The organism is Clostridioides sp. GD02404, assembly GCF_045898275.1.
Lineage (GTDB): Bacteria > Bacillota > Clostridia > Peptostreptococcales > Peptostreptococcaceae > Clostridioides > Clostridioides difficile_A.
Genome location: NZ_JBJOCA010000016.1, coordinates 1 through 13558, shown reverse-complemented (window position 1 = coordinate 13558; position 13558 = coordinate 1). Strand labels below are relative to the sequence as shown.

Below are 13558 nucleotides of genomic sequence, written 5' to 3'. Positions count from 1 at the left end.
ATATCCTCCATTTATTAACCTAAATTAAGAACCATTACTAAAGGTGTAATTAATAAATCAATTAATTTTATTCCTAAAAATGGTACTATAACCCCACCAAGACCAAATATAATCATGTTTCTCATTAACATAGCTTGTGACTTCATAGGTCTATATTTTACACCTTTCATTGCAAGAGGTATTAAACAAGGGATTATTATAGCATTAAATATTAAAGCTGATAATATCGCACTAAATGATGTAGAAAGTTTCATTATATTTAATATCTCCATCTGAGGTATCGCAAGAGTAAATATAGCTGGTATAATTGCAAAATATTTTGCAACATCATTTGCTATACTAAAAGTTGTCAAAGCTCCACGAGTTATCAAAAGTTGTTTTCCTATTTCAACAACTTCTAATATCTTAGTTGGGTCTGAATCTAAATCTACCATATTTGCTGCTTCTTTTGCAGATGTTGTACCACTGTTCATAGCAAGACCTACATCCGCCTGAGCAAGTGCAGGAGCATCATTTGTTCCATCACCTGTCATAGCTACTATTTTACCTTCTAATTGTTCTTTCTTTATAGCATCTATTTTATCTTCTGGTTTACATTCTGCAATAAATCCATCTACTCCAGCTTCTCTTGCAATTGTAGCTGCTGTCAAGGGATTATCCCCTGTGCACATTATTGTCTTTATTCCTATCTCACGAAGTCTAGCAAACCTTTCTACAAGCCCTGATTTTACAGTATCCTTTAAGTAGATAATCCCATATATCTCATTATCCACACACACTACTAAAGGTGTTCCTCCTAATTTAGCCACTCTGTTTACATTTTCTTCTAAATCTTCTGGTACTACCCCACCAGATTCTTTTACTCGTTTTATTATACTATCATAAGCACCTTTTCTTATAGCTCTACCATCAGCTAAATTAATTCCACTCATTCTAGTCTGTGCAGAAAACTCTATGAATTCAGCTTCAGCTGCCTCTTTTGTTTTACCTGTTGAACCTAACTTCACACCTAAATCAACTATAGACTTTCCTTCTGGTGTATCATCTTTTAATGAACACATAACAGAATAATTTATTAAATCTTTTGAATCTGCATTTCCAACTGCTATAAATTCTGACGCAAGTCTATTTCCATAAGTAATGGTACCTGTCTTATCTAAAATCATAGTATCAACATCACCACAAGCTTCTACTGCTTTTCCTGACATTGCAATTACATTGAATCTAGTTACTCTATCCATACCTGCAATACCAATGGCTGACAATAGGCCTCCTATAGTAGTTGGTATTAAGCAAACCAAAAGTGCTACCATAGTAGAAATTGGAATCTTTACACCTGCATAATTTGCCATTGGATAAAGAGAGATTAAAACAACCATAAATATAAGTGTTAAGCCTACTAACAAGGTATTTAAGGCAATCTCATTTGGTGTTTTTTGTCTTGAAGCACCTTCCACAAGAGCTATCATTTTATCTAAGAACGATTCTCCTGGTTTTGTTGTTATTTTTATTTTTAACCAGTCACTTACAACTGTAGTACCTCCTGTAACAGAAGCAAAATCTCCACCAGATTCCCTCATAACAGGTGCGGATTCTCCAGTTATTGCTGATTCATCCACAGAAGCTATTCCTTCTATAACTTCTCCATCATTTGGAATAACTTCTCCTGCATTTACCAAAACAATATCGCCAAGTTTTAATTCACTTGCACTTATCATTTTTTCATTTCCTAGCTTATCGAAAACCCTTGCTACTGTGTCTTTTCTAGTTTTCTTCAATGTATCTGCTTGGGCTTTTCCTCTACCTTCAGCTACAGCTTCAGCAAAATTCGCAAAAAGAACTGTTATAAATAATATTATTGTCACAATCCCATTATATGCTCTTAAATTATTACCTTCATCACCAAACAAGCTAGGTATTATTGTAAGTATCAATGTTACTATAAATCCAATCTCTACAACAAACATAACTGGATTTTTCATCATATATTTAGGATTTAACTTTTTAAAAGCTTCTATAATGGAAGTTTTGAATATATCTTTTGTAATAAACTTTGTTTTTTTAGTTTCCATAAAACTTTACTCCCTCCCAATTTTTTAGTGCCATAACACTAGATGCTCTGAAATAGGTCCAAGCGCTAAGGCTGGGAAAAATGTTAAAGCACCAACAATTAAAACAACCAGTACTAAAATTATTGTAAATGTGAAATTATCTGTTCTAAGTGTTCCTATACTTTCACTTACAGCTTTTTTAGATGCCAATAAACTTGATATCGCAAGTAGTATTATAATAGATACATATCTTCCAAAGAACATAACTATGCCTGTTGTTATATTCCAAAACATAGTATTATCTCCTAGACCTTCAAATCCTGAACCATTATTAGCTGCTGAAGATGCAAATTCATATAATACTTGTGATAATCCATGGAATCCAGGATTTGAAATTCCTTCAAGCCCTGCTGGTAATGCAACTGAAAGACCAGAAAACATAAGTATCAAAAGTGGATGTAATATAATAAGTAAAGCAATAAGCTTCATTTCTTTTCCTTCTATTTTCTTAGTCAAAAATTCTGGAGTTCTTCCTACCATCAATCCACATAAAAATACTGCTATTATAGCGTACATCAACATATTCATAAGACCTACACCTTTACCACCAAACACGACATTTAACATCATATTCAAAAGTGGTACTAAACCTCCTAAAGGAGTTAAGGTATCATGCATATTATTAACTGTACCTGTTGTAAACGAAGTAGTTACTGTTGTAAATAATGCAGACTGTGCTATACCAAATCTAACTTCCTTACCTTCCATACTTCCCATACTTTGACTAAGTCCTAATTGTGATAAAATAGGATTTCCTGCACTCTCTGCTTTAAAACAAACTACTAGACCTATTAAAAATATGATTGACATTGCACCAAACACAACCCAACCTTGTTTTTTATTCTTTATCATATGCCCAAATGCAACAACACAAGCTCCTGGTAATATCATCATAGACAACATTTCTACTATATTTGATATAATAGTTGGATTTTCAAATGGGTGTGATGAATTTGAACCAAAGAATCCACCACCATTTGTTCCTAAATGTTTGATTGATTCAAGAGCTGCTACAGGCCCTCTAGCTATATCTTGAAGCTTTCCTTCTATAGTAGTCACTGTTTCTGTTCCAGCAAAAGTTTGTGGTACTCCTTGTGTAACTAATATAATTCCAACAATTAAAGCTCCTGGTAAAAGTACTCTTGTTGTTATTCTAATTAAATCTACATAAAAATTTCCCAATGTTTTCTTTTTGCCAACCAGACCTCTTACAAATGCCATAGCTGCTGAATATCCTGTTGCTGCTGATGTAAACATCATGTATATTATTACTGTCATCTGACTAAAATATGAAAGACCTGATTCACCTGAATAATGTTGAAGGTTTGTATTTGTCATAAAACTTATTATTGTATTAAATGATAAACCTTGTTCCATACCTTTAATTCCACTTGGATTAAAGATATGCATACTTTGAGTTCTAAGTATGATATATCCTATAAATACCATAGCTGCATTTGTAAATACTAAAGCTAAGGCATACTGTTTCCAGTTCATTTCTTTTTTCTTATCTATACTACATACCTTATATATACAATTGTCTACTTTATCAAATAGTCTATCTCCAAATGTTTTTTGATTAGTAGCTATATGGTATAAATACTTGCCCATAGGTATTACTAAAATCATAAAAATCGCTAACACTATTACTATCTGCACCATAAAAATTGTTCCCCCCAATTCAGCTTACTTATTAGCCTTATACTATTTAAAATTTTTCAGGATTAATAAGCGCATACACCAAATATATTATTAACATTATAATTACAACTGCCAGAAACCACATAGGTAATCCCTCCATACATTACATTATTTTTTTTCTGTTTGTTTCCCACACCAATCAGCAAGCAACTTCATGGAAATAAATCCTATGAGTAACAATGCTATCATAACTATATCCAACATTTTAACTCCTCCATTTACTTTAATTTCTTTTACAAATTTTAGCTTTGTATTGCTACTTCATTTATCTTATCATTTTAGGTATAAAGATAGGATTAAGAAACATCTGTTACTGATTAGTATTTCATAAATATAAAATTGAGTTTTTAAAATATACATCTAGCAACCGTATTCCTAGCAATTTCAATACAATTTCTTATCCTAAATTTATAAAAATCTCGATTAAGAAATACCTACTACAAATATATAAACGCAAAAAAAGATGGCAAATTTGCCATCTTTAATAAAAGCTAATGTTATTTAATTTATATTAACATTCTGGAACTATGTCATTACTTATATCCATATCTAAACTTTTGCCATGATAATAAATAAAATCAATTACTTTACCACTAATTGTAACAGCAATTAACGAATAAAATATATCAAATGCTGATAGATAAAATAATGATAACAACAATACAATAACATCTGTTGCTAAATAAACTTGCCCTATGTTCAAAGATGTAGTCTTAGAAATTACTAATGCTAAAGCATCGTCTCCTCCTGATGCACAACCTGCTTTTACTACTATACCTACACCAGTTCCAACAGTTACACCTGCCAAAATAGTTGATAAAAGCATATTTTGTGATTGTGGTACCAGAGGTCCTATAGCTTCAAATAAATCATATAACACTGAAAAAGTTATAGAAGCTACTATTGAATATATAAGGAATTTTTTACCGAAAAATTTATATCCTACTAAAAGTAGTAAACCATCTATTACAACATTTGCTATTGCTGGCTGTATATTGAATAAATTTTTTAGCAGTAGTAAAATACCTAACACTCCACCTTCTGTTATGTTGTTTAAATAATAAAAATTGTAAACTCCAAATGCCAATATTGCTGAACCTAAAAATATAAGTCCAATCCTTTCTAAAAATAACCGCCTGGCCATACATATCCCTTCCTTTTTCTTAATTTATATATATTATATACAAAAGAAATGGCTTTGTATACCGCACTTTTCGAATCTTTAATTATACAAAATTTTTATGTTTTTTTCAACAATTTTTTTATGTTTTTTCATGTTTTTTTCAACCTATGTATATAACACAGTCATTCCAACACCTCAGACGTTTTCCTTTTTTACAAAAGTTTATATTAATTTGACTTATAATTTAGTATAATTAAGTCTTTGTTTATATTAATTTTTTATTTGTTTAGAAATACTATCCAACAATCTATAACTAAGTCCACAAAAAAAGAGTTACTTTAGAAACTATATAAAGTAACTCTACAAATTTTATTTACTATCTTTTACCACTCACCTTTAAATTCTGAAATGTTATCCTTGTTAACTTCAACTTGCTTAATTTGTGTAACAGGTTCTACTTTTTCACCTTTTAAAATCTTAGATGCTTTTTCTACAACTAATGCTCCTTCTTCCACTGCAGACATATATGTTGTTCCATCTATTAATCCATCAGTTATAGCTTTTAATCCATCTTTACTTCCACCCAAACCTATAACTTTAACTTTATCTTTAAGACCAGCATCCTTTAAGGCTTGTCCTGCTCCTGTAGCAGAGTTATCGTCTTGGCATATTATAACATTAAAATCAGTTTTCTTTTGAATTAAGTCTTCTGTTACTTTTAAAGCTTGTTCTTTTTCCCAATTTGAAGTTTGATTATAAATTATTTGTATATTGCTATCTTTTAATTCTTTTTCAAGACCTTTTTTTCTTAATACTTGTGGAGTAGTCCCTGGAACACCTTCTATTAACACAGCTTTTCCACCAGCTTCTCCTAACAAGTTTTTAGCAATTTTACCTGTTAAAGCTCCTGTCTCTTCCTCATTTTGTCCTATATATGTAACTAAACCTTTAAATTCTCCTGTTGGGTTACTTCCTATAGAATTTGTAAATGCTATTATAGGAACCTCTGAATCATTAGCAGCTTTAACTATTCTCTCGCTCACAGCAGAATCAACTCCACACAATGCAATCATATCTACACCTTTAGCCATAAAATCTTCAGCTTGTGACAATTGTTTACTAGCATCCCATTGAGCATCTGCATATTCTACATTTACACCTAATTCTTTAGATTTTGCATCTATACCTTGTTTAGTTGCTACAAAGTAACCCGTTGAACCTGGTAGTAATACTGCTATTTTCTTTTCTCCATTTTTTTCTTTGTCACCACCATTTGAACAACCAACCAAACCAAATATCATAACAAGTGATAGCAACAATGCTAAATGTTTCATTAATTTTTTCATAAAAAAATCCCTCCTTATTTTTTATCTTGAAGCAAGCTTCTTCTTGCTATAAGAATCAAATCCAACTGCTGCTAAAATTATTAATCCTTTAAATATGTATTGGAAATATACATCTATTCCAAGAAGGTTAAAACTGTTGTTTATAACACTCATAAGTAACACACCTATAACAGTTTTAAGTACAGAGCCAGAGCCTCCTGCTACTGATGTACCTCCTATTACTACAGATGCAATTGCATCCATATCATACCCTTCACCTGCAATTGCAGTTGCAGTCCCAAGTCTTCCAGTTAGTACAATACCAGCTATCCCTGCAAGTATAGCATTAATAATAAATACTTTTATTTTATGAGAATCTACATTTATACCATTAAGTTTACTTGCTTCTTGATTTCCCCCTACAGAATAAACATATCTACCAAACTTAGTTTTATTAAGTACAATAAATGAAACTAACACTACTATAAAGAAAATTACTACTGGTATTGGTATATTAAACAAGTATCCATTTCCAATGTAATCAAGTATTGGTATATTTTCAGTAATTGGATATCCTCCTGTAAGCATCAATAGTAATCCTCTTACAATAGTGACCATAGCCATAGTGGCTATTAACGATGGTACATTTATCTTGGCAACTACTATCCCATTGATTAATCCTATTACTGCACAAATTGCTATACCTAAAAACATAGATACAAGCAAGTTAGTTCCACCAGTTGCAAATTTCATTGTTATAGCACCTGCAAGAGCTGCTACTGCTCCAACTGATATATCAAAGTTGCCAGATATTATAACAAAAGTCATACCTGCTGAAATTATTCCAATTATAGAAGATTGTCGTAAAAGATTAAGTATATTTTGCTTACCTAAAAATGATGGAGTTGCAATGCTTATGGCTATACATAAAGCCAAAAAACCTAGCAATACTCCATAATCTCTTAAATTCAATTTCTCAAAAGCCTTTTTCATCTCAGTCCTCCATTTTCATTTTTTATACATTAAATATACTGTTCATTATGTCTTGAACCTTTATATTTTCATTTTTTAAATCATCTACAATAGAACCTTCTCTAGTTACTAAAATTCTATCACTTACTCTTATTACTTCTTCTAAATCAGAAGATATAAATATTACTCCTATTCCTTTACTTGAAAATTCCTTTATTGTATTAAAAATATCTTCTTTCGCAGCAATATCTATTCCTTTTGTCGGTTCATCATATATTATTAAATCTAAATCTTTGTCCAGCCATTTAGAAACTACTACTTTTTGTTGGTTTCCACCACTAAGTTCCTTTACCTCTTGTTTTACATCACTAATTTTTATTCCTAGTTCTTTAACTCCTTTTTTAGAAAATTCAATTTCTCTATTTCTATCTATAAACAATAGTTTCTTAAATTTGTCAATTTGTACTGATGCTGAATTAGTATATATAGCCTGCTCTAAAATTAACCCCAGATTTTTTCTATCTTCAGGAATCAATCCTATTTTATTCTTTATAGCAATTTTAGGAGATGTTATATCTACTTTTTTACCATTAATAAATATATCTCCACTATCTTTATTCTCTATCCCAAATATCAAATTTATTATTTCAGTTCTTCTTGAACCTACAAGACCTGCAAGACCTACAACTTCACCTCTATAAACTTTAAATGAAACATCTTTTATTTTATTAGACCAACTTATATTCTCAACTTCTAGTACTGGGGGTTCTTCATACTTTGCAAATGTATAATCCTTTTTCTCAATAAGTTTGTGATTATCATCACCTGTCATAAGTTGAGTTATTTTTAATTTATTTAAATCTTTTACATCATAAGTTCCAATCATAACTCCATTTTTCATTATACTTGTACTATCACATACCTTAAACACTTCCTCTAATATATGAGAAATATAAACTATAGTTTTACCTTTAGATTTTAATCTGTTTATTATTTTAAACAGTCCTTCTTTTTCATTATTAGTAAGTGATGTTGTTGGCTCATCCATTATGATAATTTCAGAATTACATGAAACTGCTTTCATTATCTCAACCATTTGTTGATTTGCTACGCTCAGATTGGACACTACTATATGTGGGTCTATATTAAAATCAAAATCTTCACAAATCTTCATATATTCTTCTAGCATATCTTTCTTATTTAAAAACACAATTCCCTTTAAAGTTTCCCTACCAAGAAAAACGTTTTCTATAACTGTAAGTGTTGGTATTAAACTTAATTCTTGATAAATTATACTAATACCATTTTCTTTAGAATGATGTGGATTTTTAAACATAATTTCTTTACCCTTTAGGATTACTTTACCTCTAGTTTGAGCATGAACTCCTCCTAAAATTTTAATAAGTGTAGATTTTCCTGCACCATTAGCTCCCAAAAGAGCTCTTACTTCTCCCTTTTCTAATTCGAAATCTATACCATTTAAAACATCTACTTTTCCAAAACTTTTAAATATTTGTTGCATTTCTAATATTTTACTCACTATATCACCCCACTAATTCCTAAACCATTTTATAATTTCATCAATATTTTCTTTTGGTGCTGATAACAAGTCCCAAGATAAAACATATCCTTTTACTGCTGTCTTATTTATATTTAAAATATTTTCACTTATATATTTAGGTGTAACAGGAGCTATAATTTCTTTTTTATTAATTTCAATGCCTACATATATATCTTTAGTAAGATTTTTTGTCATAAAATTTATTTCTTCTAGTACAAATTTTATGGGATATACATCCCCTTCATACTCTGTAATCCCTAAAATATCTAAGAATTTTTGTTTTACAATCTCTTTATTTTCCTGTACAGATTCATCAATAAGTTTTTCAAATTCAAATGGTAAACCTGCTGGAGCTTTTGTAATTCTATACATCATTGGTTTTATAAAATCAGCTACCTCTTGTAGCCTTTCTAAATCTTGACCTGTAAAGTAAGAAATAAAGGGAGAAAAAGTATCTATGCCTATTTTCAATCCTTTATCTTTAAAATAACTACTTATATCTACTAATGCATTGTATATACTTTGATTTTTTATTTCGAAAAAATTTTCCCATATTTTATTTTTAAATTTGTATTTTCCATTAATGTATTCTGTTATGCCAAATGGAGTATCTTTATTACTTATCACTTTATTAGATACATTATTCATTTCTATTATTAATGACTTTTTATCTATATTATTTTTTTCATATATATTTAAACAATCTTTACAAAAACAATTAAAAACACCATTTAACTTATTCGAAAAAGAACCATACCTTATCTTATCTAGAAAAATTCCATCAAATTCAATTTCACTAAAATAAGTACTATATATTTTCTTTACATTTTCTATATTTTCCTTATTATTTGGACAATAAAATTCAAAGTTCTCATCTTCTTGTAAAGTATATCCCTTAACTTCTTTTCCAGTATAATCAATTAGTAAATTACTTTTTTCAAGCAATCCTATTTCCGAAAAGCATGGTAACCAAAGATATAATTCAACACTATATTTATTTAACAATTTTTTAGTTTTTATATATAACTCTTTATCTACATTCCAACCCATGATAACCTTTTCTACATCAATATATTCCATCAATTCTAATAGCTTACATTTTATATCATTAAATTTTATTTCTTTATTTTTAAATCCACCTGTAAAAATTTGTACTATCACTTTTTTTCTATCCATGTTTGACCCTCCTATCAGCTAATGCCATAGCAAGTCTTATACCTCCATATACAGGCTGATTTTCTTGAAGTATAAAGTTTAATTTTTTATCTATGTTTTCTGCTTTTAAATTATTCATTAACATTTGAGCATATATAGTTCTGTTTAATGTTCCACCAGACAAGACTATATTTATTTCATTTTTATCCTTTTTCATTGAATTATAGATTTTACTTAATATTACTTGAGCTAATTTAGATAATTCAATTGATGACTCTCTTAATATTTCAATAGCTAATTTATCTCCTTGTTCAGCGCAATCAATCACTAATGAAGCTAAATTTGCTATTTCAACATTGTTATTTATTTCAGTAATCATATATGTAAGTTTTTCAAAGCTATCTGCATTAAAGAAATATAAGACACAATTAAATAAATCACTATACTCATGACACTCATCACAATAAAGTAAGACCTTCTTTAATAATTTTCTTCCTATATCATATCCAGAACCCAAATCACTAAAATTATATCCCCATCCACCAACTCTATATATTTCTCCATCTTCTCTAATTCCTAATACAATCGAACCTGTCCCAGCTACAATTACTAAACCAGGAGTATCAGTTTGTGCATAAAAGGCTAACACTGCATCATTTACTAGATACATTTTTTCTTTATTAAGTCCAATTTTTAATATTTCATCCATTATAATTTTATAATCATTAGGAGAATCACATCCTGATATCCCAAATACAGTGTACTCAATATCATCATAATTAATATGCAAATCTTTTAATATTTTCTCAAACCCATTATTAATATTTTCATATGTTTTTTGTATTCCAACTGACTTGTAATTAGTTGAACCAGTAGTGTACTCTTTAAGTATGTTTCCATCTAAATCACTTACACAAAATTTTGTTTTTGTTCCTCCTCCATCTATTGAAATCAAATATCTCACATTAATATCCTCCTTTTTTATTAGACAAGGAATATTGATAGTCAGTTTCTTTTAAACACATACTAATTACTCCATTTATACTTCCTTCTCTCAGTGACTCTACTTTTATTAATTTAGGGAAATTTTCTTCTCCCACACTCTTACTTACATCTTTCTCTATAAATTCCATATCAGCCTCAGTTAATATACTGCATTGTATAATCATAGCTTGTGGATTTAAGACACATACAAGAGTTCTTACAAAATTTGATATTATTGATAAGACTTCTTTTTTAAAATTATTATCCTTGCTCTCCAAATATCTTTTTCTTAAACTTAAAATATAATCTTCAATATTTAAGTTTTCATAATTATACTTATTAAACTCCATATTTAAATAACTTAATTCTCCAGCAAAATTTGTGGAACCTAAATATAACTCGCCATTTATAACTATCCCTGAACCAATACCATCTTCTAAATACATAAGAGCCATATTTTTATATTCATCTTTATACTGTTTTTGGTAAATTCCAATAGTAGTAATATTTGTATCATTTTCTATAAATACTTTAGTATTGTATTTACTCTTTATTAAAGTCTCTAGGTTTATACCTTCCCAACTTTTTATAGTTGGTATATTCTTAACCACACCATTTTTTACAACTCCTGGAACTCCAATCCCAATAGCTCTTATACTGTTTTCTCTTACCTTTTCTATTAAAGTATCTATAACAAAAAAAGTATCTTGGTTAACGTTTTCATAGGTATCCATTCTTATGTCAAATTCCTCTTGATAAGTTATCTCCCCTAATAAATTTGCAACTACTCCTATACAGCTATTTCTATAATAATATAAAGCTATTATGTGTTCCAAATTTGCATTTATTTCAAATAATTGTGCTCTTCTTCCTCCAGTAGACTCACTTAATCCACGTACTTTGACCTCATTTTTTAAAGCTAATTGTTCTACAATTTTATTAACTGTAGCTAAACTCAATTCAGTAATACTTGAAATTTCTGGCTTCGTTATAGGACCTTCATTTTTTATAATGTTTTTTATTAAATCTTCATTTACTTTTTTTATCGTTTGTGGCTTTCCAACTATATTTTTCATAAACAACACCTTACTTTATAAACTTTATTTATTAAGTTTAGTATAATATCTGTAATACAAGTTTGTCAATAAATTTTCAATAAAAAAGCCATTTCAATATAATCCAAAATTATTATGAAATGACGTTTCTATTGAAATAGCTAATTAAAAAACAGGTCTTTTAAAATCTATTTTTTAAACCTAACTTCAGCTGCCTTTGCATGAGCATACAGTCCCTCTTCTTTTGCTAACTTTTCTGCAACAGGAGCTAACGCTTTTATAGCCTTTTCATTCAATATCTGCTTTGTACAAGTTTTTATAAATGTACCAACCCAAACACCACCTGTGTATCTTGATGCTTTAAGTGTTGGTAATGTATGATTTGTACCTGAAACATAGTCACCAAATACTTCTGCAGAAAGATTTCCAATAAATAGAGAACCATAGTTAATTAATTTATCACAAATCTCATCATACTTCTCTACTGCAACTTCTAAATGTTCTGGTGCATAAAAATTACTTATTTTAATGGCTTCCTCAATATCATCAACTAAAATTATCTCTCCATTATTCTCCCATGAACTAGATGCTATATCCTTTGTTGGCAAATCTTCTAACATAATTTTTATATTTTTCTCAACTTCATTTGCTATTTCTAAGCTATTTGTCAATAATATACCTCTTGCATTTAAATCATGCTCACATTGTGCTAATAAATCAGCTGCAATATAAACTGGATTTGAAGTTTCATCAGCTATTATAAGAACTTCACTTGGACCAGCTACAAAATCAATTCCCACTTGACCATAACACTGTCTTTTAGCTTCAGTTACAAATTTATTTCCTGGTCCTACAATTATGTCAACTGGATTAATCTTTTCTGTACCATATGTAAATGCTGCTATAGCTTGGACACCTCCAGTTGCATATATTTCATCAGCCCCTGCTATGTCCATAGCTACCAATGTTTTAGGATTTATATCTTCAGTACTTTTCATAGTTGGCGAACATGCTACTATTCTTTTTACACCTGCAACTTTTGCAGGTATTATAAGCATAAGTGCTGTTGAAAATAATGGATATTGCCCACCTGGAACATATGCAAGACATGATTCTATTGGAATATTAGTTTGACCTAAGATTACACCTGGATAAATTTCTTTTTCAAAAGAATTTTCAAAACTTGATTTTTGAGCTTTAGCAAATTCTCTTATATTTTCAGCAGCAATCTTCAGATTATTTATAAATTCATTATCTACATGTTTATAAGCTTCTTTTATCTCTTCTTTAGTAATTCTAAATTCATATCTTGTATTTTTATCAAACTTATCATTGTATTTTCTAAGTGCAACATCCTTATTTCTTCTTATATCTTCTATTATAGAACTTACTTGCTCTCTTAAAACCTTTTCATCTATCTTTTCTTTTGTACTTGATGTTTTGATGCTTTTCATTTTTTACCTCCTAGTTTTACAATATTATTCTCATTTAAGATACCTGAACCTCCCATGACTAAAGTCACAGGGTTCCTGCTTCATAGAATCTTGCATACTGAAATATGTCTTACCAAT

11 protein-coding genes are annotated in these 13558 nt (G+C 29.4%); all 11 read right to left on the bottom strand.

The genetic code is table 11. The features are described 5' to 3' along the window. Positions 1 to 14: 14 nt before the first annotated feature. The 11 genes from kdpB to hisD all read right to left on the bottom strand — a co-directional run bounded on the left by kdpB (position 15) and on the right by hisD (position 13441). The gene (gene kdpB / locus Q3287_RS10975; RefSeq protein WP_054270078.1) at positions 15 to 2072 is read right to left on the bottom strand and encodes a potassium-transporting ATPase subunit KdpB; all 2058 of its coding nucleotides are present in this window, start codon (positions 2070 to 2072) and stop codon (positions 15 to 17) included. Between the two features lie 24 nt (positions 2073 to 2096). Further along, a complete protein-coding gene (gene kdpA / locus Q3287_RS10970) occupies positions 2097 to 3773 on the bottom strand; it encodes a potassium-transporting ATPase subunit KdpA (protein WP_407964075.1) in 1677 nt (558 codons plus the stop codon). A gap of 46 nt (positions 3774 to 3819) precedes the next feature. Beyond that, the gene (gene kdpF, locus Q3287_RS10965; protein WP_100852713.1) at positions 3820 to 3897 is read right to left on the bottom strand and encodes a K(+)-transporting ATPase subunit F; all 78 of its coding nucleotides are present in this window, start codon (positions 3895 to 3897) and stop codon (positions 3820 to 3822) included. Positions 3898 to 4323: 426 nt separating this feature from the next. Continuing rightward, on the bottom strand, positions 4324 to 4956 hold the full coding sequence (locus Q3287_RS10960; protein ID WP_003420189.1) for a YitT family protein: 633 nt from the start codon (positions 4954 to 4956) through the stop codon (positions 4324 to 4326). Positions 4957 to 5318: 362 nt separating this feature from the next. After that, complete coding sequence (locus Q3287_RS10955) at positions 5319 to 6281, bottom strand: sugar ABC transporter substrate-binding protein (RefSeq protein ID WP_223195520.1); 963 nt, start codon at positions 6279 to 6281, stop codon at positions 5319 to 5321. Positions 6282 to 6302: 21 nt separating this feature from the next. Beyond that, complete coding sequence (locus Q3287_RS10950; protein WP_054270075.1) at positions 6303 to 7253, bottom strand: ABC transporter permease; 951 nt, start codon at positions 7251 to 7253, stop codon at positions 6303 to 6305. Positions 7254 to 7275: 22 nt separating this feature from the next. Then, a complete protein-coding gene (locus Q3287_RS10945) occupies positions 7276 to 8772 on the bottom strand; it encodes a sugar ABC transporter ATP-binding protein (RefSeq protein WP_407964074.1) in 1497 nt (498 codons plus the stop codon). A 12-nt stretch (positions 8773 to 8784) separates the two neighbouring features. After that, positions 8785 to 9969 (bottom strand): hypothetical protein, encoded by a 1185-nt coding sequence (locus Q3287_RS10940; protein ID WP_407964073.1) that lies wholly within the window; start codon positions 9967 to 9969, stop codon positions 8785 to 8787. Further along, positions 9962 to 10912, bottom strand: a complete 951-nt coding sequence (locus tag Q3287_RS10935) for an N-acetylglucosamine kinase (protein ID WP_054270072.1) — start codon at positions 10910 to 10912, stop codon at positions 9962 to 9964. Before Q3287_RS10935 ends, Q3287_RS10940 begins: the two co-directional genes overlap by 8 nt. Before the next feature lies 1 nt (position 10913). Next, positions 10914 to 12008 carry an ROK family protein gene (locus Q3287_RS10930; protein ID WP_407964072.1) on the bottom strand — a complete coding sequence of 365 codons (1095 nt, stop codon included), beginning with the start codon at positions 12006 to 12008 and terminating at the stop codon, positions 10914 to 10916. 167 nt (positions 12009 to 12175) lie between these two features. After that, positions 12176 to 13441 carry a histidinol dehydrogenase gene (gene hisD, locus Q3287_RS10925; RefSeq protein WP_407964071.1) on the bottom strand — a complete coding sequence of 422 codons (1266 nt, stop codon included), beginning with the start codon at positions 13439 to 13441 and terminating at the stop codon, positions 12176 to 12178. Positions 13442 to 13558: the final 117 nt, after the last annotated feature.